This is a genomic window from Bradyrhizobium sp. 179 (genome assembly GCF_023073535.1).
GTDB lineage: Bacteria > Pseudomonadota > Alphaproteobacteria > Rhizobiales > Xanthobacteraceae > Bradyrhizobium.
This window is the reverse complement of the sequence record NZ_JADPJR010000130.1, coordinates 1-23,394: the sequence shown is the minus strand read 5'-3', so window position 1 is coordinate 23,394 and position 23,394 is coordinate 1. Positions and strand designations below refer to the sequence as shown.

Here is a 23,394-nt window from a genome sequence, read left to right as displayed (position 1 = left end):
CCGAGGGACGGCCAGCCATCGGTTCCGCCAGCTTACTCTCTCACTAGCATCCCTTTGATCCATCAACAAAATGGCTGCCCCGTGGCACCCTCAATATATGGTTAATATTTCGCTCGTTGTGGCCTGACGGCCACGGCGGCGTTGGCATTTGGCGGGCCGCTGGCCCATAGTACGGAAGCCTCAGTGAATCGCCGTTCAGCTCCGGCCCTTGGCCAGGACCGCGGAACGGCGAAAAGCCCCATGTTTTGGAGGAGTTACCCATGTCCGATGCCATCAAGGTCGGCTTTGTCCCGCTGTCTGCCGCCCCCCGTGGCATCCTGGTTGTGTTCTGCGACGATGGCCTGAAGCTCGGCCCCGCGACGGCGAAGGCGCTCGGCGGCGCCGCTGACCTCGTGAAGCGGGCGGCCTCCGCGGCCGCCTTCAAGGGGAAGAGCGGGGCCGCGCTGGACATCCTGGCACCTGAGGGTGTGAAGGCCACCCGCCTGATCGTGATCGGCGCAGGCAAGGCGGCCAGCCTGAAGGCGAACGATTTCCTCAAATTCGGCGGCGTGGCGGCAAGCAAGCTTCCGGCCGGGACCGCAGCCATGACGATCCTGGCGGAGCTGCCCGATGGCGCCATGACCAGCGAGCAGGCGGTCGCGGTCGCCTCGGGCCTTCGCTTACGCGCCTACAAGTTCGACCGCTACAAGACCAAGAAGAAGGACGGCGAGGAGGGCGGCTCGCGCGCCGACATCTCGCTTGCGGTCGGCGATGCCACTGCTGCGAAGAAGGCGTTCGCCGCGGCCGGTCACGTCGTCGATGGCGTGATCATGGCGCGCGACCTCGTCAACGAGCCGCCGAACGTGCTTTTCCCCGAGGAATTCGCGCGCCGCGCCGGCCAGCTCCGCAAGCTCGGCGTCAAGGTCGAGGTGCTCGACGTCAAAGCGATGCAGAAGCTCGGGATGGGCGCGCTGCTCGGCGTCGGCCAAGGCTCGACGCGGCCCAGCCGCACCGTGATCATGCGCTGGGACGGGGCCAAGAAGGGCGAGGCGCCCGTCGCCTTCGTCGGCAAGGGTGTCTGCTTCGACACCGGCGGCATCTCGATCAAGCCCGCCGGCAGCATGGAGGACATGAAGGGCGACATGGGGGGAGCTGCCTGTGTCGTCGGCCTGATGCATGCGCTCGCGGCTCGTAAGGCCAAGGTCAACGTGGTGGGCGCCATCGGTCTCGTCGAGAACATGCCCGACGGCAATGCGCAGCGGCCGGGCGACATCGTCACCTCAATGTCGGGCCAGACCATCGAGATCATCAACACCGATGCCGAAGGCCGCCTCGTGCTCGCCGACGTGCTCTGGTACGTGGCGAAGAAGGTGAAGCCCAAATTCATGGTGGATCTGGCGACGCTGACCGGTGCCATCATGGTCGCGCTCGGCACAGAGCACGCCGGCATGTTCTCCAACAATGACGAGCTCGCCGACCGGCTGATCGCGGCCGGCCTCGAGAGCGGGGAAAAGGTCTGGCGCATGCCGCTCGGTCCCGAATACGACAAGCTGATCGATTCCCAGTTCGCCGACATGAAGAACACCGGCGGCCGTCACGGCGGCTCGATCACCGCGGCGCAGTTCCTGCAGCGCTTCGTCGACGATGTGCCCTGGGCGCATCTCGACATCGCCGGCACCGCCATGGGCGCGCCGAAGACCGACATCAACCAGAGCTGGGGAAGCGGCTATGGCGTCCGTCTGCTGGATCGTCTGGTCGCAGATCATTACGAGCGCAAATGACCGAAGTGCTGTTTTATCATCTGCAAAACATGACGGTGGAGAACGTGTTGCCGCCGCTTCTGGAGAAATCCCTCGAGCGCGGCTGGCGCGTCGTGGTGCAGTCGACGTCGGAGGAGCGCGCCGATGCGCTGGACGCGCATTTGTGGACCTATCGCGACGATTCCTTCCTGCCGCACGCGACATGGCGCGTGAACGATGCCGTCGACCAGCCGATCGTGCTGGCGATCGAGGCGGACAATCCGAACGGCGCCAATGTCCGCTTTCTGGTCGACAACGCCGCGCTGCCGCAGGACGCGGAGGGCTACGAGCGCATGGTGTTGTTGTTCAACGGGGACGATCCGGACGCGCTTGCGCTCGCCCGCAGTGCCTGGGCCGATTGCAAGGCGCGGGGATTTGATGTCACCTATTGGCAGGCCGACGAGCGGGGCCGGTGGCAGAAGCGGAGTTAAAGACTGCTCGCAATTAATGATAATTTGCACTTTTCGAACGATGCTGGCTTCGGTCACCTTCGTGCCGCAAAGGGATGTTGGGACAATCGTTTAGGGCTGGTCCTTCACGCGGGGAATTAGTTTATCGTGCGACATCAAAAGCTTCCCGGCTCGCTCATGATTGCGTTGGCTGCCGTAGCACCGCTGGTCGCGGGCTGCTCTGGCGGGACTGATCTGTTGTCGAAGGACGCAGAATGGTTCCAGAAGCCCGGCCGTCTCTTCATCAAGAACATCTCGATCGAATCGCCGCCACTCACGCCTGATAAACCGGTGGGAGCCGAGGATCTCGTCAGTGCCGACGGTGCCTGTCCCGGCATGGCGCCGCCTCCCGGGCCGGCAGATGCCAATGCATCGAGCACGGCGTCCGCGCCGACGGGCGGCACGGTCGCGCTTGGCCATACCGAATGCGACGTGGTGCGCGGCATCGGCGCGCCTTCGTCGGTCAATCTCTCCAACGACGCCATCGGCCGCCGCGTTGCCGTGGTGACCTGGACGACCGGTCCGCGAGCGGGGATCTATACGTTCACCGCCGGACGCTTGTCCTCGATCGAGGGTAATCCCGAGCCGCAGCCGGTGCCGAAGGCCACCAAGCCGAAGCCGAAGAAGAAGTCGGCATAAGCGCAGCCGCGTGACATGACTTGTTTTCCGGAGAGCCGACGCTTGCGGTCGCTGTTGCTCTCTGTGTCTAAGCGTTCGATCTGAACGCTCCGATGAATGCGGCAGGAAGCCGTTGAATTTGAAGTCCCATTGCTGGCTCTTGCCATCCGTCTCGGCTGAACATATGCGCCGAAGAAGTTGATCGCCTTTTCGGTCTGATTGCCGGCTCCATCCGCGAATGCTCGCGAGGCGGATTACGCCGTGCAGACGCCTGCCACCGCGACCTTCTGGAACAGATGCGGAGAAGCGACTGCCGACGCGGGATAGGCCCCGATCTTTGATTTGAATTCGGGGTGCGTGAACGCAGCCCTGAAGTGGGCAGTCGATTCCCAGACAGCGTAGTTCAGATAGGTCGGACTCTCGCCGATCGCGCGATGAAGCTGAGTGGCAATGAAGCCGGGCTGCCGCTTCATGAAGACCGCATCGTCCTGCCAGACCTCGAGGAAGGTTTGCTCATCGGCCTTGTCGAGGGTGAAGACATTCACCAGGACGACGGGGCCGGCATCGATGCCGAGTTGACGGTCGATCGGAAAAGAAGGGTCCAGCGGGCGTAGCAGCGACATGAAGGCCTCCGGCAACTGGGTTGTATGATGTCAGTGTGGTACTATGGATAGGATGTCAAATTGACATTATGATGTCAATACGGTCTATGGTGACGATATGTTGAAATCGCAGCGAACGTCGGCCGGCGATGCCTTGACCAAGCTCATGCTTGACTTGTTCCGGCTGAACAGCCTGCTCTTGACCGCGGGTGACCGTCTGGTGGCCCGGCTCGGACTTACGAGCGCCCGTTGGCAGATACTGGGCGCCATTGTGCAGGCGGAGCGTCCCCAACCGGTGGCTTGGCTCGCCCGCGATCTGGGCGCCAACCGCCAAAATGTACAGCGGATCGTCAACGACCTGCACGCGGACGGCCTTGTCGCCTTCGAAGCCAACCCGCATCACCGCCGAGCGCAGCTTGTCGTTCTCACCGACAAGGGACGGCGCGCTTTCGATGCCGCGATGGCTTTGCAGGCACCGTGGGTCAACAGCCTTTCGGAAGGGCTTGCGGTGAAGGACCTGCAAACCGTCCATCGCATCGTCGCGGCACTACGCAAGAAGCTCGAGAGCGAGACCGAGGAGCAGACGTAACGCTCGGCGAGCGGGGCACGCGCGTCGGCGGTGCGTCATCATCGTGATCGGGACATGGCTGTTGAACCTGCTTTCCTGATGGTCTTGCCGCCACGAATACGCTCATATGGAGCTACAAGAATTTGGAGGAGACTATGCGGTTCATTGCCTTCATATCGGCTCTGCTTCTGCCGCTCGGCGCGGCGGTCGCCCAGGACTATCCGGCGAGGCCCATCACCATCCTGGTGCCCTTCGCCGCCGGCGGACCGACCGACACCATCGCGCGCCTGACCGCGGCAGGCATGACGAAATCCCTGGGACAGCAGGTCATCGTCGAGAACGCGACCGGCGCCGGCGGCACCATCGGCACGACCCGCGCCGCGCGCGCCCAGCCGGACGGGTATACGCTCTTGATCCATCACGTCGGCATCTCGACCGCCGCGACGCTCTACCGCAATTTGAGCTATGACACGAAGACAGCTTTTGCGCCGATCGGACTTGTGACCAACGCGCCGATGACCATCATCGCGCGTCCGGATTTCCCGGCCGACACGCTCAAGGACCTGGTCGCCTATGCTCAGCAGCAGGGCGACAAGTTGACCTACGCCAATGCCGGGCTCGGCGCGGCGTCGCATCTCTGCGGCATGCTGTTCATGACGGCGATCCAGAAGCAGCTCACCACGGTGCCCTACAAGGGCAACGGGCCCATCATGAACGACCTGCTCGGCAGGCAGATCGATCTCACCTGCGACCAGGCGACGAACACCACCGGACCGATCACGGCCAAGCAGGTCAAGGCCTATGCGATCACCACCAAGGAGCGGCTGAAGAGTCTGCCCGATCTGCCGACGGCCGACGAGGCCGGCCTCAAAGGTTTCGAGCTCGGCGTCTGGCACGGCATCTATGCCCCCAAGGGCACGCCGCCGGCGATCGTTCAAAAGCTGGCGGCGGCGCTCCAGACGGCGCTCAAGGATCCGACGCTGATCGCCCGGTTCAACGACATCAACACCGAGCCTGTCCCGCAGGACAAGGCGACGCCCGAGGCCTTGGGTGCGATGCTGACGAGCGAGATCGACCGCTGGGCGCCGATCATCAAGGCAGCCGGCCAATACGCCGACTGAGTCATCCCAGCACAATGGTGCCGCCGCCGGGCGGCGCCAACCGCGCGGCAAAAGACCATCCAGTGCAATGGCTCATTTCCGGGTATTTACATACCGGTACTGTGCATGGGGTTGTTTTCACTATTTTGATGAGGGGGCCTTTCGGCGTTACCCCGCCGCCTCATTATATTGCGTGCTCGCCTCGAGCCATTGCTCCTCCGCGCGCGCCAATGCGTCGGCCGCGTTCGCGCGAGCCTTCGACAGTTGCGCAGCCTGCTTGGGGTCGCGGGTGAAGATGTCGGGCAGCGCCAGCGCAGTGTCGATCTTGCTGATGATCTCGCTCACGCGGGCGATCTCGGCTTCGGCTTCCGCGATGCGCTTCTTCAGCGAGCCGCGATTGTCCGACCTCACGCGCTGCGGCTTCTCGCTCGCGACGCTGCGCTCGCGCGGCGCTTCCGCGTTGCGCGCGGACAGCACCAGGCGGCGGTACTCGTCGAGGTCGCCGTCGTAATTGGTCACGGTGCGGTTGGCGACGATCCAGAGCCGCTCGGCGCAGGCCTCGATCAGGTAGCGGTCGTGCGAAACCATGATCACAGCGCCGGGAAACTCGTTGATCGCCTCCGCGAGCGCGGCGCGGCTGTCGATGTCGAGATGATTGGTCGGCTCGTCCAAAATGATCATGTTGGGGCCGAAGAAGGTCGCTAGCCCCAGCAGCAGCCGTGCCTTCTCGCCGCCCGACAGTTTTCCGACTATGGTGTCGGCGGCCTTGCCGGAAAAGCCGATCGCGCCGGCGCGGGCGCGCACCTTGGCTTCCGGCGCATCGCCCATCAGCTTGCGCACATGGTCGTAGGCGGAGGCGTCCTCGTTCAGCTCGTCGAGCTGGTGCTGGGCGAAATAGGCGATCGACAGCTTGTCCGCGCGGGTCACTCTGCCAGAGAACGGAGCGAGCCGTCCGGCGAGCAGCTTGACCAGCGTCGACTTGCCATTGCCGTTGGCGCCGAGCAGCGCGATGCGGTCGTCATTGTCGATGCGTAAGGTGACGCGGCTCAGCACAGGCGTTTCCGGATCGTAGCCGACCGAGACGTTGTCGACGGCGATGATCGGCGGGGATAGGATCTTCTCCGGCGCCGGAAAGCTGATCTCGCGCACGTCCTCGGTGACCAGCGCCGTGATCGGCTTCAGCCGCTCCAGCATCTTGACGCGGGACTGCGCCTGCCGCGCCTTGGAGGCCTTGGCCTTAAAGCGGTCGACGAAGGCTTGCAGCCGTGCCCGTTCGGCCTCCTGGCGCTTGACCTGCTTGGCATCGAGCAATTCGCGCGCGGCGCGCTGCTCCTCGAACGAGGAATAGGTGCCCTTGTAGAGCGTGAGCTTGCCGCGCTCCAGATGCAGGATCTGGTCGACCGAGCTGTCCAGGAGGTCGCGGTCGTGGCTGATCACGATCACCGTTCGCGGATAATGCGCGAGGTGATCCTCCAACCACAGCGTGCCTTCGAGATCGAGATAGTTGGTGGGCTCGTCGAGCAGCAACAGGTCGGGCGCCGCGAACAGCGTCGCGGCGAGCGCGACGCGCATGCGCCAGCCGCCGGAGAACTCGGCGCAGGGGCGCAGCTGATCGGCGGCGGAGAAGCCGAGGCCGGAGAGGATCGCGGCTGCACGGCTCGGCGCCGAATGCGCGTCGATGTCGACGAGGCGGGTCTGGATCTCGGCGATCCGGTGCGGATCGGTCGCGCGCTCAGCCTCGGCGAGCAGCGCGTCGCGTTCGAGATCGGCCCTGAGCACGACCGAGATCAGGCTCTCGGGGCCGTTCGGCGCCTCCTGCGCCAGGCTGCCGACGCGCCAGCGCGGCGGCAGCGTCACCGAGCCGTGCTCGGCCGCGAGTTCGCCGCGGATCACCTTAAACAGGGTCGACTTGCCGGTGCCGTTGCGCCCGACCAGGCCGACGCGGGACCCGGGCGTGATCTGCACGGAACTCTGGTCAATCAGAAGGCGTCCGGCGAGGCGGACGGAGAGATCGGTGATGGACAGCATGCGGCCTTGTCACCGCAGGGCGCGTCGAACGCAACCCGTTTTTCCAATCTTGTCGTTCGAGCGTGATTTTCGGAAAACCGCTTCACACTTTTCCGATCATGCTCCCGTCAGTGCGATTCGCGCTCGCGCTGCCTCAATTCGTTGAGCAACTTCTCGAGGTGCGTCGGGAGGCGGGGATCGGGGCGCAGACTCTGCTGAAGCCGTTCGCCCACGGCATCGCGAATCGAGCGGCTGGTGCGCCGATCGATCTGTTCGCTGTCATTGGCAAGAAGGCCAGCCATCGCGCGGTTCCGTATTCTCAGAGTAAGGACACGGTACCAAGTCATTGCCCCCAAAATGGTTTCGCTGCCCGCGGGGAATCCCCGGGATTCTCGTCAAAATTGTATTATGGCAGTCATGTCCGCCCAAATAAAAGGCCCCGGCGCGGACGCCGGGGCCTCTCCTGAAGGGTTACCTTGGGGGCGTAGGTAACCCCTTTGTTCAGGAAGGTGCTTGCGGAAGGTGCTGTCGGGCTCAGTAGCAGCGGTTGATCAGCCGCCAGCGGGGTCCCCAGGGGGTCGGGACTAGCCGGCGCACGTAGCAGCCGCCATAACCGTAGAAGACGGGACCGCCGACATAGAAGCGCGGTCCGCCCCAGCCGCGGTGCCAGCCGCCGCCGTGCCAGCCTCCGCCGTGCCAGCCGCCATGCCAGTGGGCGGAAGCGGAGGTCGGCGCCAGCGCGGCACCGAGCGCGACCGCGGCGACGGCGGCAAGCGAAAGTTTCCTCAACATGGTGATCTCCTCAACAATTGCCGGCGCGGGGCTATCGCGCCGATGGAAACGCCGCCGAAACGCTCTGCCTCAATGTCAGGCTTCGGTTTCGATAGACCCGACCTTACGCCCGCGAAGCTGAACCGAAACCTGATGCGGGTTTCAGATTCGGTTCATCTGGGTGAAATCGTTGTAATCCATGTTGAATCGCGGGTTGCGAGTCCTGCGGCGAAGCGCCTGTGCGGCTGTTTCGCCGGTCGCTTGCCGTCCGGCAACGGCGCCGATATAAGCCCCGCAACTGCGAACCCCCGCATTCTCCCCGAGGACAAGATTTATGGCCATCGAACGCACTTTCTCGATCATCAAGCCCGACGCGACCGAGCGTAACCTGACCGGCGCGGTCAACGCCGTGATCGAGAAGGCGGGCCTGCGCATCGTCGCACAGAAGCGCATCCGCATGACCAAGGAGCAGGCCGAGACCTTCTATGCCGTGCACAAGGCGCGCCCGTTCTTCGGCGAGCTCGTCGACTTCATGACCTCGGGCCCGGTCGTGGTGCAGGTGCTGGAAGGCGAGGGCGCGATCGCCAAATACCGCGAGGTGATGGGCGCGACCGATCCGGCCAAGGCTGCCGAGGGCACCGTCCGCAAGCTCTACGCCAAGTCGATCGGCGAGAATTCGGTGCACGGCTCGGATGCGCCGGAGACGGCAGCGATCGAGATCGCGCAGTTCTTCTCGGGCAACGAGATCGTCGGCTGATCCATCAGCCGATAGGTTAGACGGGCGAAAGGACTCATTGTGGACTGGCTCTGGCAGATCTTCGATCCCGCTACGATCGGGGCATTCTTCACCCAGTTCCGCAACGAGATGGCTGCGCCGACTTTCTGGATCGCGGTTGGCAAGATCATCTGGATCAATATCCTGCTCTCCGGCGACAACGCGCTGGTGATCGCGCTCGCTTGCCGCGGCCTCAACCCGCGGCATCGGCTGTGGGGCATGATCTTCGGTGCCGGCGCAGCGGTGTTGCTGCGGATCATCTTCACTGGCATCGTCGCGACGCTGATGGTGCTGCCGTATCTCAAGCTCGTCGGCGGCCTTGCGCTGATCGTGATCGCGGCAAAGCTCCTGGTGCCGGAAAACGAGGACGAGGATGACGTCGAGTCGGCCTCGCATCTGTTGCAGGCCATTCAGATCGTCGTGGTCGCCGACATCATCATGAGCCTCGACAACGTTATTGCGGTCGCTGCCGCGGCCAATGGCAGCGTGCCGCTGCTGATCCTCGGCCTCGCCATCAGCGTGCCGCTGATTGTCGCCGGTGCAGCGCTGATCATGGCGCTGCTCGCAAAGCTGCCGGTCCTGGTCTGGGCTGGTGCTGCGCTGCTCGGCTGGATCTCAGGAGAAGTGATCGCGACCGATCCTGGCGTCGCGCCGAAGCTGCACACGCTGTTCGATGGCCCGCTCGGCGCCTCGCTGGACAGCATGCTCGGCGCACTTCGCATCCCGCCGCAATTCACCCATGGCGGCGGAGGCGGCGAATATCTCTGCGCGCTTCTCGGCGTCGTCGTCGTGCTGGTCGTCGGCACCATCTGGCGCCGGCGCAGCCTGGGCGCGGCCGCGCTCGAATCCTCGGAGCGCCACGCCAAGGCCTCGGTCGAATAGTTTTTAGCGCCGGACGATCGAGCCGGCGCGGCCAATCAGGCGGGCGAGCTGGCGGAAGCGGCTGCCGACGCGGTCGGCGACGAGGTCGCCGAGGCGGTGTTCGAACACCAGCATCAGCTTGCGGCTCTGGCTGCGGAAATGCGTGGCGGGTAGCACGCCCGGCCGCGCCGCCGAAATCAGGTGCGCGACGCGGAACGCTGCTCCCAGGAGGCGGGCGCGCTCGAGCTGCGCCGGCGTCAGCAGGCCCTGCATGGTAGCCGGCGGCTGGTTCTCCTCGCTCAGGCCCGCATAGCGATAGAACACCGACAAGCCGACGAAGGCGCGTTCGGTATGGGTGATCGCGCCGAAATTGCCATTAACGACGAGGCTCAGCGTCTGCTCGCCGCGATGATCGGGGTGCACGCGCCAGCCGATGTCGGAGAGCAGGCACGCGGTGTGGCGCAGGCGGCGGTCCTCTTCGGTCTCTCGCAGCTTCACGACGCGCGCAAGGCGGTCGGTCCAGGCGATCAGCTCGCGGGCATGCTTCGCCGAGCGCGACAGCAGCTGGTTGAGCTCCTCTGCGGCGCAGATCAGCCCGTCCTTGTTGCGTTCGGAATCCGAGAGCTTCTCGTGCAACAAACCCTCGCGCACGCCGAAGGTCGAGAACACGATGGTTTTCGGCTTCGCCACGCGGATGATGTGCTCGAGCACAAGGGCGGCATAGGTGAGGAGGGGGCGGCGTGCATCAGCAACGACCTCGATATCGGCCAGCATGTCGGCGGCCGCAAGCCGGCGCAGACGCCGCGAGAAGTCGAGCGCCTCGGCCGCCGAAATCGAATAGCCGTGCATCACCTGGAGCGAATAGCCGCTCTGGATGATGTGGATACGCGCGAGCGCACGCCAGGTGCCGCCGACCGCGTAGAAAGTGCGGCCGCGGCCCGCGGCGAGCTGCGGCACCTCGTCGAGCGCCTCGCGCACGATGCGGTCGGCGCGCTTGAGCGATTTGTGTGCGAGGTCCTGGAGCGCGAGGCCACCGAGCGGCAGCGTCACGCCGCTGCGCACGCTGTTCCTGCGCACGTCGATCAGCTCGAGCGAGCCGCCGCCGAGATCGCCGACGATGCCGTCGGGATGATGGACGCCGGAGATCACGCCGAGCGCCGACAGCCGCGCTTCGCGCGGGCCCGACAGGATCTCGATCTTCACGGCGCAGATGCGCTCGGCCTTCGCGATGAAGTCGGGACCGTTGGAGGCGTCGCGGCAGGCGGCCGTCGCAATCGCGAACACGTGTCCGACCTGCATCACGCGGCACAGGGCGCGGAACCGCTTCAGCGAGGTCAGCGCCTTGTCGACGGCGTCGGGCGCGAGCAGGCCCGTGCTCTGCACCTCGCGCCCGAGGCCGCACAGCGTCTTCTCGTTGAAGATCGGAATGAGGCTGCGCGCCAGCGCCTCATAGACGACGAGGCGGACCGAGTTCGAACCGATGTCGATGACCGCGACGCTCGAGCCGCGCTTGCGCGGCTGCTTCACGTTGAGAATCCGGGATCAGGATTGATGACGTTCATTGCGCCGCGTGAGACGGCGCGGCGAGGATTCCTTGAGCGACTTTCCACGGCCAGACAGACTCGGATTCGTCATGAAGTAGTTGTGGACGTTGAAAGGCTCGTCGCCCTTCGCGGCTTTCATACGCGTTGAGGACCCGTCCGGCAACAATTGCCAGCTCTGCTCATTGTCCTTCAGGTTCGCGACCATGATCTGTTCGAGAACCTGCTGATGCACCGTGGGATTTTGCAGCGGACACAGCACCTCGACGCGGCGGTCGAGGTTGCGCGGCATCATGTCGGCCGAGGAGATATACACAGCCGCTTTTGCGCTCGGCAGGCCTTGGCCCATGCCGAAGCAGTAGATTCGGCCGTGTTCCAGGAAACGTCCGATGATCGACTTGACGCGGATGTTCTCCGACAGACCGGGAATTCCGGGCCTGAGACAGCAGATGCCGCGCACGACGAGCTCGACCTGGACGCCGGCCTGCGAGGCCTCGTAGAGCGCGTCGATGATGTCGGGGTCGACCAGCGCGTTCATCTTCATCCAGACCGCGCCGTGCCGGCCGTGCCGTGCATGCGCGGTCTCGCCCTGGATGTGCTCGATGATGCGCTTGCGCAAGGTCAATGGCGACACCGCCATCTTCTCCAGATCGCTCGGCGCGGCATAGCCCGTGATGAAATTGAACACGCGAGCCGCGTCGCGGCCGATGGTCGGGTCCGATGTGAAGTAGGAGAGGTCGGTGTAGATGCGCGCGGTCACCGAGTGATAATTGCCGGTGCCGGTATGCACGTAAGTCGTGAGGCTGCCGCCCTCGCGGCGCACCACCATCGAGAGCTTTGCGTGCGTCTTCAGTTCGAGAAAGCCGTAGACGACCTGCACGCCGGCGCGCTCGAGGTCGCGCGCCCAGCGGATGTTGGCCTCTTCGTCGAAGCGCGCCTTCAGCTCGATCAGCGCCGTGACCGACTTGCCGGCCTCGGCGGCTTCGGCGAGCGCGCGCACGATCGGCGAGTTGTTGGAGGTGCGGTAGAGCGTCTGCTTGATCGCGACTACATCTGGGTCGCGCGCGGCCTGCTGCAGAAACTGCACCACCACGTCGAAGGACTCGTAGGGGTGATGGACGATGAGATCCTTCTGCCGGATCGCAGCGAAGACGTCGCCGGCATGCTCGCGCACCCGCTCGGGATGGCGAGGCACGTAAGGGGTGAATTCGAGGTCGGGACGGTCGAGACGAGTGAGCTGCGAAAGCTCGTTCATGGCGAGCACGCCGTCGACCAGAAACACCTCGTCGTCAGCCGTCGACAGCGCATGCTGCACGAAGCTGCGCAGCTGCTCCGGCATCTTGGCGTCGATCTCGAGACGGATCACCGACCCGCGCCGCCGCCGCTTCAGCGCAGTCTCGAACAGGCGGACCAGGTCTTCGGCCTCTTCCTCGATTTCGAGCTCGGAGTCGCGGATGATGCGGAAAGCGCCCTGGCCGTGCAGATTGTAGCCGGGGAAGAGACGATTGATGAACAGGGCGGTTGCCTGTTCCAGCGAAATCAGCCGGACGGCCTTGCCTTCGGCCGGCAGGCGGATGAAGCGGTCGATCTTGCCGGGCATGCGGATCAGGGCGTTCATCTGCTTGCCGTCGGCAGCGCGCGTGAGCTGGAGCGCGATGGTGAAGCCGAGGCTCGGAATGAACGGGAAGGGGTGGGCCGGATCGATTGCGAGCGGCGTCAGCAGCGGGAACACGTTGTTGAGGAAGTAGTCCTCGATCCAGCTCCGTTCCGGCTTGGTGACGTCCTTGCCGTCGACCAGGACGATGCCGACCTCGGCGAGCGTGCCGCGCAGGTCGCGCCAGATCGCCTGCTGGTCGGAGGCAAGTTGGGAGACGGTGCGATTGATCAACGCAAGCTGCTCCGACGGGGTCAGACCGTCTGGGCTGCGCTCGGCAATGCCCTCGCGTACCTGGGCCTTGATGCCGGCGACGCGGACCATGAAGAACTCGTCGAGATTGTTTGCCGAGATCGACAGGAATCGCACCCGCTCCAGCATGGGATGGCTGGGATTGACCGATTCCTCCAAGACGCGGCGGTTGAAATGCAGCCAGGACAGCTCGCGGTTGATGAACCGTTCGGGGCTCGAAGCGATCGCCGGCAGGCTCTCCGTTTCCGGGGCTTTTTCTTTGATTTCAACAGCTTGCGCAGAGTCCATGAGAAGTCGATCCATCCAGTTCACCCCAATTGCGACTTACGCGCAAAATCGGCGGGAGCATGTGTTAGAGCGATGACGTTTCGATGACGTTGCCGATAACCTAACTCGCCAGCGGTCCAAAAGGATGATTTGGCCATCGTCGGGTTGTAACGCTACCGGCGTATTCATCTCGATGACATTGATGTTCCGCCGTTCCACCGCGTCAAGCGGCTGGTGCCGGCGGACGGGTCAGACGTCCCGAAGCAGCTCAGCCGCCAGCGCCCGGGTGACGGGGCGGCCAAGCCGCAGGGCCTCGCTGTCGAGCAATTCTACCGCCCGCCGGGCGGCGGCCGAGGATCGCTCCAGCCGGGTCGCGAGGTAGCTGACGACGCTCTCATCCACCGTGAGCTGGCGGTCAGCGCAGAATTTGACGATCAGGCCGCGGAAAAGCTGGTCGTCCGGCGACAGCAACGCGACCACCGGCACGGCGCGCAGACGCGAGCGCAGGTCGCGAAGCTCGATCTCGAGCGATGCGGGTACCTCGCGCCCGGTGAAGAGGACGTAGGCGCCATCCTCGCGGGCGAGATTCATCAGGTGGAAGAGGGCGCGCTCGTCAAACTCTTTTGCCTTGAGATCTTCGACCACCAGCGCTCCGGTCGCGAGCGCGCCCGGGACCGCGGCGGCGGTCAGCGCATCGGCCGTGGTCGAGCGGGCGCCTGATACCTCGGCCCAGATCGCGGCGAGATGGCTCTTGCCGCTGCCTTCGGGGCCGGTCAACCACATGATCCGGTTCGGCCATTCCGGCCAGGCGTCGATCAGGCCTAGACCGACCGCGTTGGCGGGACCCTCAAGGAAATTGTCCCGGCTGAGGCTTTCCGCATGCGGCAGCGAAAACGCCAATTGTCGGGGATGAACGCGGCCTGCCACGCTTGCCTTGCTCCGTGCCGGCGTCCCGGCCTCGTCTGAAAAGATTCGACTTTCGAGCGGGAGTTGGCCTTTTGCGGGGCCACATCCACTCATTTGGCCTCAATCGTGCTCATGTGCCGCAGCCACTCGACGAGATAGAGCGACACCGAGGAGAGCGTGAATACCGCGACGAGGCCCATCAGGATCATGTCATAGGGTGCCGGCTTGAAGCCGAAGGCAAGCGCCGCCAGCACCAGCGCCGCGAATGCCACTTGTGCCACAGTATTGAGCTTGGACACCTTTGATGGCTTCATCTCGACCGGCCGGTCGAACAGCCAGGATACGATCACGGCGGTGACGATCATGATGTCGCGCGAGACCACCAGGATGACGATCCAGCGCGGAATCGCCCCCCAGATGCCGAGCGCCATGTAGATCGAGACCAGCAGCGCCTTGTCCGCGAGCGGATCGAGCAGGGCGCCGAGCTCACTCGCCATGTTGAACCGCTTGGCCAGGAAACCGTCCACGGCATCGCTGATACCGGCGATCAGGAAGACCGCGAACGCCACCTCCATTTGGCTCGACACGATGGCCCAGACGATGATCGGGACCAGCATGATGCGGCCCAGGGTAATGATATTCGGAATACTCACGCGGCGCTTCCCGGCACCCGGCCTGACCTCGGATCCGGCCCCTAGGGAGGCTGAACCGGTTGATATCTACATACTATAGCGCGGGGCGCTACGCTTGCCATTGCGTGTCCCCGGAATTCGACGTAACCAGCCGCAAACCCACTGGAAATCGGGCATGACCGACCGCAAAAACGGCCTCACTTACGCCGATTCAGGCGTCGATATCGACGCGGGCAACCGTCTCGTCGACCTGATCAAGCCGATGGTGCGCGCCACCGCGCGGCCCGGCGCCGACGCCGAGATCGGCGGTTTCGGCGGCCTGTTCGATCTCAAGGCGGCCGGTTTCAAGGACCCCGTCCTGGTCGCCGCCACCGATGGCGTCGGCACCAAGGTCAAAATCGCGATCGAGACCGGGCTGCATGGCGGCATCGGGATCGATCTTGTCGCAATGAGCGTCAACGACCTCGTGGTCCAGGGCGCCGAGCCGCTGTTCTTCCTGGACTATTTCGCCTGCGGCAAGCTCGATCCGGAGGCCACCGCCGCGATCGTCGCGGGTGTTGCGGAGGGCTGCCGCGAATCCGGCTGCGCCTTGATCGGCGGCGAAACGGCCGAGATGCCCGGCCTCTACAAAGACGGCGATTACGACCTCGGCGGCTTTGCAGTCGGCGCCGCCGAACGCGGTACGCTCCTGCCGCGCCCGGACATCGCGGCAGGCGACGCCGTGATCGGGCTCGCGTCGTCGGGCGTGCATTCCAACGGCTTCTCGCTGGTGCGCAAGATCGTGGAACAATCCGGTCTCGGCTTTCAGGCGCAGGCGCCGTTTGCGCCGGTCATGACGCTCGGCGGCGCGCTGCTGACGCCAACGCGGCTCTACGTCAAATCCTGCCTGCGTGCGATCCGCGAGACCGGCGCGGTGAAGGGGCTAGCCCACATCACCGGCGGCGGTTTCACCGACAACATTCCGCGCGTGCTGCCGAAGAACCTCGGCGTCGGCATTGACCTCGCACGCCTGCCGGTGCTGCCGGTGTTCAAATGGCTGGCCGCGCAGGCTGGCATCACCGAGCTCGAAATGCTGCGCACCTTCAATTGCGGCATCGGCATGATCGCGATCGTCGAGCCCGACAAGGTCGACCAGGTGGTCGAGGTCTTCACCGATGCCGGCGAAACCGTGGCGCAGCTCGGCACCGTGATTCCCGCCGAGGGCGAGCACCGCGTCGTCTATAACGGCCATCTCGACCTGGCGCTGTGATGAAGCGCCGCGTCGCCATCCTGATCTCCGGCCGCGGCTCCAACATGGCCGCGCTGATCAAGGCAGCAAGCTCGGCGGATTTTCCGGCGGAGATTTCGCTGGTGATCTCGAACAAGACCGGTGCGCCGGGGCTGGAACGGGCCAGGGCGAGCGGCGTGACGACCGAGGTGATCGAGAGCAAGCCGTTCGGCAAGGATCGCGCCGGCTTCGAGAAAGTATTGCAAGCCGCGCTCGACCGGCACGGCATCGAGCTGATTTGCCTGGGCGGCTTCATGCGCCTGTTCACGGCGGATTTCACCAAGGCCTGGTACGGGCGGATGCTCAACATCCATCCGTCGCTGCTGCCGTCCTTCCCCGGTCTCGATCCGCACGGCCAGGCCCTGCGTGCCGGCGTCAAGCTATCCGGTGCGACGGTGCACTTTGTCATTCCAGAGACCGACGCAGGCCCGATCGTGATGCAGGGCGCCGTCCCGGTCAGCGATCACGACACGGTGGATACGCTGTCCGAGCGCATCCTCGAAATCGAGCACCGCATTTATCCCGAGGCGCTGCGGCTGCTCGCGACCGGCAAGGTCCGGATCGAGGGTGATGTGTGCAGGACGGTGGGCAGCGCGGCGTCGGAGAATTTTCTGATTGCGCCTGTGGTGGGGTAAAAGACGGTCCCGGGCTCACCCGCTACCCGTTCGATTACGTGTCCCAAACAAAATCCCCCGGCAGAGCCGGGGGCAACGTCATGATCTCTCGCGTGTCGTGAGAGGCATCAGGAGACCTTGAGGTTCTCCGCGGATGATTTGCCGCGGTTCTCCACGAGGTCGTATTCAACCACCTGGTTCTCGTTGAGGGTCGAGAGTCCGGCGCGCTCGACGGCGGAGATGTGGACGAACACGTCCTTGTCGCCGCCGTTCGGCTTGATGAACCCATAGCCCTTGGTCGGGTTGAACCATTTGACGGTGCCCTTTTGTGGCATCGCTAGTCTCCTCCACTAGATAGAAAAAAGACGCGGCCGCTTTTTCGCGTGCCACGCCACAAACGGCCTTCCGAAAGTCTGTCGAGTCTTGAGTCTCAATGTCGCGAAACGCACAGCCAGCGGCCAATTCCGTTGTGGCCAATATTGCAACATGAAAACCGTGCGTTAGCAAGCAGAGCACGAATTTCAAGATCGCCCCGGACGTGCCCGGGCCCAATTTCGACCTGTGGCCGGGGAACCACAATCAGGAGCAATCCCCCTTATCTGGAGGCGTCAGCTGGTTGACCCTCCGTAACAGTTCGGCGCAAATCAGCTCATGGGTGTGCCGCTCATGTTGCATTTTTGCGCGCCGCCATTTGCTTCGGGTTTTGTCGTCATGCGCTGCACTGCGCAGCCACCAGGGACACGGCAGACGATCGGGCTGAACCGTGTCCGCCGGCTCGCGGCAGCGGTCGCCACGACCTTCACACTTATGGCGTTTGCGCTCATCGTGACGATGTCGGCGGCTACGCCCGTCCTCGCGCAAAGTCCCACGCCAACGCCGACGCCGACCCCGACACCCACGCCGTCGCCGACCCCGGTCCCGATGCCGACCTCGGCCAATTATGACCAGTCGGCCGGCAACAGCACGCTCAATCTCGGCTCAGGTTTCCTGGAGCGCCTCGGCAACCAGGCATCGAGCGGCTTCAACCGGGCGTTGCGAACCAATCCCGGCGGCGGCGGCGCATCGGCGAGCACCGAAGATCCGCGCTACCGCACCTGGTTCGAGGGCTACGGCATCTCGGTCCGCACCGATGCGCAAGGAGACTTCGTCGGCGACAAGCGCAAGACCTTTGGCGGCGTCGCCGGCATCGGCGCACGTCTCGCGCCGGGTGTCAGTATCGGCTTTTCGGTCGACCAGAGCCACACCGACATCGACGTGCCCCTGGCGCTCCAGTCCGCGACACTCGACCTCACCCAAATCGGCTTCAATGGCTCCGTCGACAAGGGGCCCTGGACCTGGGCCTTTGCGGTGGTGCACGGCTTTGGCAAGGTCCGTTCCAGCCGTGATACCGGCCTTGGGCTTGCGCGGGCGGGCTACAGCGCCGCGGTCGACGGCGCGCTGACCGAGATCAGCTATTACTGGACCAAGGACCAGATGCGCATCGTGCCGAAGGGCGCGGTCGAATATGTGCGTGCCACCAGCGCGGCGTTCCAGGAGGCCGGCGGCCTCGATCCGATCAACGTCGGCGCAACAGCGCTGTCGCGTGCGCGTATCATGATCGGGGCCGAGATCGGCCGCTATTTCGTCATCGACCAGAAGATCCTGGACCTGTCCGCCCACGGCAAGTTCGTCGACAATTTCCACCAGGACCTCGGATCGATCCAGGTCAGCCTGGGCACCCAGAGCATCGTCGTCCCCGGCATCGGCGAGAGTCGCTACGGCATGGATGCCGGCGCCTCGGCCTCGCTCAGCCTGACCAGCGTCGCGCGGCTCTACGTCAATTACGACGGCAAGCTCCGCAACGAGCTCACGTCGCACCAGGGCACGGTCGGCTTCGAATACAAATGGTGAGCTGAAGTTTATGCGGGTGTTGTCGCAACATAGCCGGTCAGCCCAAATCCGTCGCGCGCGGCCGTCATCATCGGCACCAGCGCGTTCGGATGGATGAACTCGTCGCGGAAGCAGGGATAGGTCCTGGGATCGAAGATCTTCTTCAGCCAGTCGACCACAATCTTGTGCCGCTCGGAGGTGCGGAACTCCTTGTGATAGGTGAGCCAGAGATCGGCGTGGTGGCTGACGCCGAGATCGACGGCGACGAGCGGCGCACCAAGCGCGATCGAAACCGTCGGCAGGAAGCCGATGCCGGCGCCGCGTTCGACGGCATAGAGCGCGCCGACCGAGGAGTTGATCTTGATGCCGACGATGCCCTCCAGCGACGTCAGCCCGAGCACGCGGGCATAGGCGCCGTCGTCGACTTGCGGCGCGCTCTGCTTGATGATGCGGTGGTTCTTGAGTTCGGCGAGCGTTGCCGGGACGCCGTAGAGGCTCTCGTACTCCTTGGAGACGAACGGATAGATGTGCAGCCGGCCCAGCTTGGCGACGATCAGATCCGGATTGGTCGGTGGCTCGAGCTGGATCGCGATGTCGGATTCCAGGCGGGCGACGTCGGCCTGCTCCATCGCGCAGCGCAGATCGACGGTGATCTTGCGATAAGTCTTCTGGAAATCGATCAGCCGCGGCAGAATCCAGAAATTGCCGGGCCCCTCCGTCACCGCGACGCGCACGGTACCGGCAGTGTCGTTCGACGAACGCGAGGCGCGACGGAAGACGTTGAAGGCGTGACGCTCCATATGCGCGACGTCGGCGATCATCGCGGTGCCTTCATCGCTGAGCGTGAGCCCGCTCTGGTCGCGCAGGAACAGCTTGCAGCCGATGCTCTCTTCGAGCCGGTCGATCCTGCGCATCAAGGTGGTGGAGGTGAGCCCGAGCTCTTCGGCTGCATTGCGAAAACTTTTATATTTTGCGCACGCTAAAAACAGCTTCAAATCGTCCCAGGACGCGCCCAGGGCTTCTTCACGGTGCTGCATCATCGCAGCACCCCGGTGCAATAACTGCTGCATACTCTTGGTCCCCAACCGCTAAGCTCGTCCTCATAGCGGGGTACGAAAGCGGCAAACGATAGAGAGGCGATATCGGTATGGAAAGGGGCTCGTTTGACGCACGGCATGATTTCGATGCGCTGCCGCTGAGTCCGGACGTCGATGTCCGTTGTGCGCAATCTTCCGAAATCGCGGCGCTTTCGGAGATGGCGCATCGGCTGGTGCCGGGCGTGCGGATCGAGGCGGCGGAGCTTTCGAAATATCTCACGTTCGATCCTCAGAGCATCCTGACTTTCAGCCGGAAAGGACGTCTGCTCGGCGGCATGGCCTTCCTGTTCCTCAATGATCGCGGGCACGATGCGCTGCTGCTCGACGAGATCTGCCTGACTGCACCGGAGACGCGCCATCTCGCTTCAGCGAAGGACGACGTTGCGGCCATCTACATCTGGGCGATCGCGGCGACGGGGCGCGGCATCGCCGGTCTCGGCAAGGCCGCGGCTCATCTGCGACAGCTAAGGTTTCGCGGCGCCGATTGCTATGCGCAGCCGTCAACCGTGGCCGGACGCGACATCATGAGAGCGACCGGCTTTGCCCCCGTTCCGAGCTTCCAACCCGACCTCTGGTGCTACGAGCGCCCCTGGCATCGCCGGCCGATGCGCATGCCCGGTGCGATCATCCAAGCAAGGAGTTTTGCAGATGCACGGTACTAGAACTCCTCTCTCCAAGCCCGATTCCCGCGCCGTTACCATTCGCCTTGCGCGCGATCCCAGCGATCTCATGCTGGTCACCGCGATCCGTTCCGCAGTCTATCTCGCCGAGCAGAATTGTCCGTTCGAGGAGGAGTTCGACGGCAACGACATGGTCGCCGCGCATTTCATCGGCTTCGTCGGTAGTGAGCCCGCGGGCTGCCTGCGGGTGCGCTTCTTCGGCGATTTCGCCAAGGTGGAGCGGCTTGCGGTGCGTCACCAGTACCGGCGCTCGCGCGTCTCGTTCAAGCTGGTGCAGGCGAGCGTCGACTATGTGAAGCGCAAGGGCTTCCGCAAGATTTACGGCCAGGCGCAGGACCGCCTGGTGGATTTCTGGGCCCATTTCGGCGCCAAGCCGCTCGGCCACAATCGCAAGATCACCTTCTCCGATTTCTCCTACACCGAGATGCTGCTGGAGATCGAGCCGGGCCCGAACGCCATCACGCTGGACAGCGATCCCTATGTGATCATCCGGCCCGAAGGCGATTGGGACCGGCCGGGCGTGCTCGATGCCTCGGCGGGGCGGGCGGTGACCTCGCCGCTGCGGCACCTCGCGGCCGCCGATCACTGAGCTAGGTGCAACTGCGCGCAAGACAATGCCGGTTTCCATCCACGATGATCCGCCGATCCTGGTCTGCGCGGACCTGCAGGTCGAATATCTGACCCCTGGGCGCCGCCACGTCATCCTCGGCGGCGATGCCGCCACCGCACGCTGCCTGGAACTGCTGACGCTGTGGCGCAGCAATCTCTGGCCGGTGATGCATTTGAAGCGCATCGCGCAGGCGGCCTGGTTCAATCCGGCATCGAGGCTGACCGATTGGATCGCGGAGGCAAAGCCGCGTCCGGGAGAAATGATGTTCGAGCATCCGCTGCCGTCCGCCTACAGCTCGTCGCGGTTTGTGGACTTTATGTCCAATATCCACAATGTGCGCTGCGTGCTGGCCGGATTTTCCCTGGACGAGACCATCCTGGCCACCGCCGTGGACGGGTTTCACCGCAGCCATCGCTACGAGGTGATCACTGACGCCGTGGCCTGCCGGCAGCCCGGCACGGGTGATGCCGCCGCCTACAAGCGTGCCGTAGTGAATGTCATCGGGAATTTTGCTAAAATCCATTCCAGCGCCGAACTGATCAGAACCAGCGGCGCCGTTGCGGTGTAGGCGGCCGCGATCGGCGGGGTGGGGTTGAGACATTGTCCCGGGGAGAACACCTCAAGGAGCTGGCAAGCGATTTGTCGCGTGCCGTCGAGACGGCGCGCCGCGTCGGCTTGCCCACGACGGTCTATCTGCTCTCGATGGCGCTCGTCGAGGTGAGGGAGGCCGCCACCGCTGAAGACGGGGATGACGACGACGCGGCCTAAAAAGCCGCCCAATCCCGATATGCGGCTTTGTGCAACGCTGCTGAGCGCTTGCTGCCGACGGATTGGCGTTGCAAGCTTTGTCTCATCGAAATAGCCAAGTAACTTGATCATCAAGTGATGATGCTGGCTGTGCTGGCGACGTCACGACTTTAGGGATCCCTGCAAATGTCCATGCTGCCGAATTCGCAAGAGGCCCGGGATGTGGCCTACCAGCTCCATCCCTACACCAACGCGCGCACCCATCAGCAGGCCGGTCCTCTCGTGATCGAGCGCGGCGAGGGTCCCTACGTGTTCGATGCCGCGGGCAATCGCTATTTCGAGGCGATGGCCGGCCTGTGGAGCGTCGGGCTGGGCTTCAATGAGAAGCGTCTGGTCGACGCCGCGCACAAGCAGATGCAGGCGCTGCCGTTCTATCACACTTTCTCGGCCAAATCGCACGGGCCCTCGATCGATCTCGCCGAGAAGCTGGTCGCGCTCGCGCCGGTGCCGATGAGCAAGGTGTTCTTCACCAATTCCGGCTCGGAAGCCAACGACACGGTGCTGAAGCTGATCGCCTACCGCTCCAACGCGCTGGGCCAGCCGCAGCGCAAGAAGGTGATCAGCCGCCTGCGCGCCTATCACGGCGTCACCATCGCCTCGGCCAGCCTCACGGGCCTGCCGAACAATCACCGCTCGTTCGACCTGCCGCTGCCGAACATCCTGCACACGGGCTCGCCGCATTTCTACAAGGACGGCGCACCCGGCGAGAGCGAGGAGGCGTTCGCGACGCGCCGGGCCGAGGAACTGGACGCGCTGATCCAGAAGGAGGGCCCGGATACGATCGCGGCTTTCTTCGGCGAGCCGGTGATGGGTGCGGGCGGCGTCATCGTTCCGCCGGCGACCTATTGGGACAAGATCCAGAAGGTCTTGAAGAAGTACGACATCCTGCTGGTCGCCGACGAGGTGATCTGCGGATTTGGGCGCACCGGCAAGATGTTCGGCTGCGAGACCTACGGCATCAAGCCCGATGCGATCGTGGTGTCCAAGCAGATCACGTCGAGCTATTTCCCGCTGTCGGCGATCCTGCTGAACGACCGCATGTTCGAGCCGATCGCCGACGAGAGCAACAAGATCGGCGTGCTCGGCCACGGCTTCACCGCGGGCGGTCATCCCGTCGGCTCGGCGATTGCGCTTGAGAATTTGAAGATCATCGAGGAGCGCGGCCTGGTCGCGCATGCTGCCGAACTCGGCGGCTACATGCAAGGCAAGCTGCGCGAGCTCGCCAGCGGTCCGCTGGTCGGCGAGGTCCGCGGCGTCGGCATGATTGCCGCCCTCGAGCTCGTGCTCGACAAGGAGCGCAAGACCGCAGCCGCTACGCCCGGCGCCGTCGGCGGCATCGCCAGCCGCATGCTGCAGGAGCGCGGCGTTATCTCCCGCAACATGCTCGATGCCATCGCCATCTGCCCGCCGCTGATCGCCACCAGGGCCCAAATCGACGAACTGACCGCGGCGATCTCGGGTGTGCTGGAGGACATGAAGGGGGAAGTTGCGAAGCTGACGCCGGCGTAAAATCTCTCCTCATCATCGCGAGGAGCGAAGCGACGAAGCAATCAGGCTGCCTCCAAGGAAGGATTCTGGATTGCTCACATGGGGGTTTGGTGTGTCAAGATTTATGATCAGCTCTTTGTTCGATTGCAGGCCAGCTCTTCGTCCCGACCGTGGGATCTTT

Annotated in this window: 25 protein-coding genes; 15 read left to right on the top strand and 10 right to left on the bottom strand. The window is 64.2% G+C overall.

Translation table 11 applies throughout. The features are described 5' to 3' along the window. Positions 1-260: 260 nt before the first annotated feature. The 3 genes from IVB12_RS29165 (at position 261) to IVB12_RS29155 (ending at position 2,866) form a co-directional block, all read left to right on the top strand. On the top strand, positions 261-1,760 hold the full coding sequence (locus tag IVB12_RS29165; protein WP_247304256.1) for a leucyl aminopeptidase: 1,500 nt from the start codon (positions 261-263) through the stop codon (positions 1,758-1,760). After that, positions 1,757-2,209 (top strand): DNA polymerase III subunit chi, encoded by a 453-nt coding sequence (locus IVB12_RS29160; protein WP_247304255.1) that lies wholly within the window; start codon positions 1,757-1,759, stop codon positions 2,207-2,209. Before IVB12_RS29165 ends, IVB12_RS29160 begins: the two co-directional genes overlap by 4 nt. A 165-nt stretch (positions 2,210-2,374) precedes the next feature. Beyond that, positions 2,375-2,866 (top strand): hypothetical protein, encoded by a 492-nt coding sequence (locus IVB12_RS29155; RefSeq protein ID WP_247304606.1) that lies wholly within the window; start codon positions 2,375-2,377, stop codon positions 2,864-2,866. Positions 2,867-3,099: 233 nt separating this feature from the next. Here the strand turns inward: IVB12_RS29155 and IVB12_RS29150 are convergent, their stop codons facing one another. Then, positions 3,100-3,468: an antibiotic biosynthesis monooxygenase family protein gene (locus IVB12_RS29150; protein WP_247304254.1), complete on the bottom strand. Its 369-nt coding sequence runs from the start codon at positions 3,466-3,468 to the stop codon at positions 3,100-3,102. 97 nt (positions 3,469-3,565) lie between these two features. Here IVB12_RS29150 and IVB12_RS29145 point away from each other — a divergent pair, with 97 nt between their 5' ends. After that, positions 3,566-4,036 (top strand): MarR family winged helix-turn-helix transcriptional regulator, encoded by a 471-nt coding sequence (locus IVB12_RS29145; protein ID WP_247281686.1) that lies wholly within the window; start codon positions 3,566-3,568, stop codon positions 4,034-4,036. A 134-nt stretch (positions 4,037-4,170) separates the two neighbouring features. Further along, the gene (locus tag IVB12_RS29140) at positions 4,171-5,136 is read left to right on the top strand and encodes a tripartite tricarboxylate transporter substrate-binding protein (protein WP_247304253.1); all 966 of its coding nucleotides are present in this window, start codon (positions 4,171-4,173) and stop codon (positions 5,134-5,136) included. 147 nt (positions 5,137-5,283) lie between these two features. Here the strand turns inward: IVB12_RS29140 and IVB12_RS29135 are convergent, their stop codons facing one another. From IVB12_RS29135 to IVB12_RS29125, 3 genes are all read right to left on the bottom strand, one after another. Next, a complete protein-coding gene (locus IVB12_RS29135; protein WP_247304252.1) occupies positions 5,284-7,143 on the bottom strand; it encodes an ABC-F family ATP-binding cassette domain-containing protein in 1,860 nt (619 codons plus the stop codon). Positions 7,144-7,250: 107 nt separating this feature from the next. Then, complete coding sequence (locus IVB12_RS29130) at positions 7,251-7,424, bottom strand: hypothetical protein (RefSeq protein ID WP_247304251.1); 174 nt, start codon at positions 7,422-7,424, stop codon at positions 7,251-7,253. Between the two features lie 232 nt (positions 7,425-7,656). Next, positions 7,657-7,914, bottom strand: a complete 258-nt coding sequence (locus IVB12_RS29125; RefSeq protein ID WP_247304250.1) for a sulfur globule protein precursor — start codon at positions 7,912-7,914, stop codon at positions 7,657-7,659. 313 nt (positions 7,915-8,227) lie between these two features. On the opposite strand from IVB12_RS29125, the gene ndk reads away from it, so the two are divergent. Continuing rightward, on the top strand, positions 8,228-8,650 hold the full coding sequence (ndk, locus tag IVB12_RS29120) for a nucleoside-diphosphate kinase (RefSeq protein WP_035715388.1): 423 nt from the start codon (positions 8,228-8,230) through the stop codon (positions 8,648-8,650). A gap of 39 nt (positions 8,651-8,689) precedes the next feature. After that, a complete protein-coding gene (locus IVB12_RS29115) occupies positions 8,690-9,550 on the top strand; it encodes a TerC family protein (RefSeq protein ID WP_247304248.1) in 861 nt (286 codons plus the stop codon). Between the two features lie 3 nt (positions 9,551-9,553). Here IVB12_RS29115 and ppx read toward each other — a convergent pair whose 3' ends face one another. From ppx to IVB12_RS29095, 4 genes are all read right to left on the bottom strand, one after another. Next, positions 9,554-11,056 (bottom strand): exopolyphosphatase, encoded by a 1,503-nt coding sequence (ppx, locus tag IVB12_RS29110; RefSeq protein WP_247304246.1) that lies wholly within the window; start codon positions 11,054-11,056, stop codon positions 9,554-9,556. A gap of 15 nt (positions 11,057-11,071) precedes the next feature. Then, positions 11,072-13,264 carry an RNA degradosome polyphosphate kinase gene (locus IVB12_RS29105; RefSeq protein ID WP_247304604.1) on the bottom strand — a complete coding sequence of 731 codons (2,193 nt, stop codon included), beginning with the start codon at positions 13,262-13,264 and terminating at the stop codon, positions 11,072-11,074. A 228-nt stretch (positions 13,265-13,492) separates the two neighbouring features. After that, a complete protein-coding gene (locus tag IVB12_RS29100) occupies positions 13,493-14,170 on the bottom strand; it encodes a DnaA/Hda family protein (RefSeq protein ID WP_247304244.1) in 678 nt (225 codons plus the stop codon). A gap of 89 nt (positions 14,171-14,259) precedes the next feature. Continuing rightward, positions 14,260-14,802 carry a CDP-alcohol phosphatidyltransferase family protein gene (locus IVB12_RS29095; protein ID WP_247304242.1) on the bottom strand — a complete coding sequence of 181 codons (543 nt, stop codon included), beginning with the start codon at positions 14,800-14,802 and terminating at the stop codon, positions 14,260-14,262. Between the two features lie 154 nt (positions 14,803-14,956). Here IVB12_RS29095 and purM point away from each other — a divergent pair, with 154 nt between their 5' ends. After that, positions 14,957-16,030: a phosphoribosylformylglycinamidine cyclo-ligase gene (purM, locus tag IVB12_RS29090; protein WP_247304240.1), complete on the top strand. Its 1,074-nt coding sequence runs from the start codon at positions 14,957-14,959 to the stop codon at positions 16,028-16,030. After that, complete coding sequence (gene purN / locus IVB12_RS29085) at positions 16,030-16,683, top strand: phosphoribosylglycinamide formyltransferase (protein ID WP_247304238.1); 654 nt, start codon at positions 16,030-16,032, stop codon at positions 16,681-16,683. The genes purM and purN overlap by 1 nt, the downstream gene beginning before the upstream one ends. Positions 16,684-16,790: 107 nt before the next feature. On the opposite strand, the gene IVB12_RS29080 is transcribed toward purN, so the two are convergent. Next, entirely contained in the window at positions 16,791-16,997 is a 207-nt protein-coding gene (locus IVB12_RS29080) for a cold-shock protein (RefSeq protein WP_008551638.1), read from the bottom strand. A 376-nt stretch (positions 16,998-17,373) separates the two neighbouring features. Between IVB12_RS29080 and IVB12_RS29075 the strand changes: the two genes are divergently transcribed. Next, positions 17,374-18,552 carry an autotransporter outer membrane beta-barrel domain-containing protein gene (locus IVB12_RS29075; RefSeq protein ID WP_247304236.1) on the top strand — a complete coding sequence of 393 codons (1,179 nt, stop codon included), beginning with the start codon at positions 17,374-17,376 and terminating at the stop codon, positions 18,550-18,552. An 8-nt stretch (positions 18,553-18,560) separates the two neighbouring features. Here the strand turns inward: IVB12_RS29075 and IVB12_RS29070 are convergent, their stop codons facing one another. Next, the gene (locus IVB12_RS29070; RefSeq protein ID WP_247304235.1) at positions 18,561-19,601 is read right to left on the bottom strand and encodes a LysR family transcriptional regulator; all 1,041 of its coding nucleotides are present in this window, start codon (positions 19,599-19,601) and stop codon (positions 18,561-18,563) included. 77 nt (positions 19,602-19,678) lie between these two features. Between IVB12_RS29070 and IVB12_RS29065 the strand changes: the two genes are divergently transcribed. From IVB12_RS29065 to IVB12_RS29045, 5 genes are all read left to right on the top strand, one after another. Further along, positions 19,679-20,290: a hypothetical protein gene (locus IVB12_RS29065; RefSeq protein ID WP_247304234.1), complete on the top strand. Its 612-nt coding sequence runs from the start codon at positions 19,679-19,681 to the stop codon at positions 20,288-20,290. Next, positions 20,277-20,897 carry a GNAT family N-acetyltransferase gene (locus IVB12_RS29060; RefSeq protein ID WP_247304233.1) on the top strand — a complete coding sequence of 207 codons (621 nt, stop codon included), beginning with the start codon at positions 20,277-20,279 and terminating at the stop codon, positions 20,895-20,897. The genes IVB12_RS29065 and IVB12_RS29060 overlap by 14 nt, the downstream gene beginning before the upstream one ends. A 25-nt stretch (positions 20,898-20,922) precedes the next feature. Continuing rightward, the gene (locus tag IVB12_RS29055) at positions 20,923-21,486 is read left to right on the top strand and encodes an isochorismatase family protein (RefSeq protein ID WP_247304232.1); all 564 of its coding nucleotides are present in this window, start codon (positions 20,923-20,925) and stop codon (positions 21,484-21,486) included. A gap of 32 nt (positions 21,487-21,518) precedes the next feature. Further along, on the top strand, positions 21,519-21,686 hold the full coding sequence (locus IVB12_RS29050; protein ID WP_247304231.1) for a hypothetical protein: 168 nt from the start codon (positions 21,519-21,521) through the stop codon (positions 21,684-21,686). 165 nt (positions 21,687-21,851) lie between these two features. Then, complete coding sequence (locus IVB12_RS29045) at positions 21,852-23,234, top strand: aspartate aminotransferase family protein (protein ID WP_247304230.1); 1,383 nt, start codon at positions 21,852-21,854, stop codon at positions 23,232-23,234. The last annotated feature ends 160 nt before the right edge of the window (positions 23,235-23,394 follow it).

Excerpts from the sequence above, each read along its gene's own strand:
- IVB12_RS29145 (WP_247281686.1), top strand. The coding sequence starts at position 3,566 with ATGTTGAAATCGCAGCGAACGTCGGCCGGCGATGCCTTGACCAAGCTC.
- IVB12_RS29055 (WP_247304232.1), top strand. The coding sequence starts at position 20,923 with ATGCCGGTTTCCATCCACGATGATCCGCCGATCCTGGTCTGCGCGGAC.
- IVB12_RS29140 (WP_247304253.1), top strand. The coding sequence starts at position 4,171 with ATGCGGTTCATTGCCTTCATATCGGCTCTGCTTCTGCCGCTCGGCGCG.
- IVB12_RS29130 (WP_247304251.1), bottom strand. The coding sequence starts at position 7,424 with ATGGCTGGCCTTCTTGCCAATGACAGCGAACAGATCGATCGGCGCACC.
- IVB12_RS29075 (WP_247304236.1), top strand. The coding sequence starts at position 17,374 with ATGCGCTGCACTGCGCAGCCACCAGGGACACGGCAGACGATCGGGCTG.
- IVB12_RS29125 (WP_247304250.1), bottom strand. The coding sequence starts at position 7,914 with ATGTTGAGGAAACTTTCGCTTGCCGCCGTCGCCGCGGTCGCGCTCGGT.
- ndk (WP_035715388.1), top strand. The coding sequence starts at position 8,228 with ATGGCCATCGAACGCACTTTCTCGATCATCAAGCCCGACGCGACCGAG.
- IVB12_RS29045 (WP_247304230.1), top strand. The coding sequence starts at position 21,852 with ATGTCCATGCTGCCGAATTCGCAAGAGGCCCGGGATGTGGCCTACCAG.
- IVB12_RS29160 (WP_247304255.1), top strand. The coding sequence starts at position 1,757 with ATGACCGAAGTGCTGTTTTATCATCTGCAAAACATGACGGTGGAGAAC.
- purN (WP_247304238.1), top strand. The coding sequence starts at position 16,030 with ATGAAGCGCCGCGTCGCCATCCTGATCTCCGGCCGCGGCTCCAACATG.
- IVB12_RS29135 (WP_247304252.1), bottom strand. The coding sequence starts at position 7,143 with ATGCTGTCCATCACCGATCTCTCCGTCCGCCTCGCCGGACGCCTTCTG.
- IVB12_RS29105 (WP_247304604.1), bottom strand. The coding sequence starts at position 13,264 with ATGGACTCTGCGCAAGCTGTTGAAATCAAAGAAAAAGCCCCGGAAACG.
- IVB12_RS29150 (WP_247304254.1), bottom strand. The coding sequence starts at position 3,468 with ATGTCGCTGCTACGCCCGCTGGACCCTTCTTTTCCGATCGACCGTCAA.
- purM (WP_247304240.1), top strand. The coding sequence starts at position 14,957 with ATGACCGACCGCAAAAACGGCCTCACTTACGCCGATTCAGGCGTCGAT.
- IVB12_RS29060 (WP_247304233.1), top strand. The coding sequence starts at position 20,277 with ATGCACGGTACTAGAACTCCTCTCTCCAAGCCCGATTCCCGCGCCGTT.
- IVB12_RS29065 (WP_247304234.1), top strand. The coding sequence starts at position 19,679 with ATGGAAAGGGGCTCGTTTGACGCACGGCATGATTTCGATGCGCTGCCG.
- IVB12_RS29165 (WP_247304256.1), top strand. The coding sequence starts at position 261 with ATGTCCGATGCCATCAAGGTCGGCTTTGTCCCGCTGTCTGCCGCCCCC.
- IVB12_RS29070 (WP_247304235.1), bottom strand. The coding sequence starts at position 19,601 with ATGCAGCAGTTATTGCACCGGGGTGCTGCGATGATGCAGCACCGTGAA.
- IVB12_RS29080 (WP_008551638.1), bottom strand. The coding sequence starts at position 16,997 with ATGCCACAAAAGGGCACCGTCAAATGGTTCAACCCGACCAAGGGCTAT.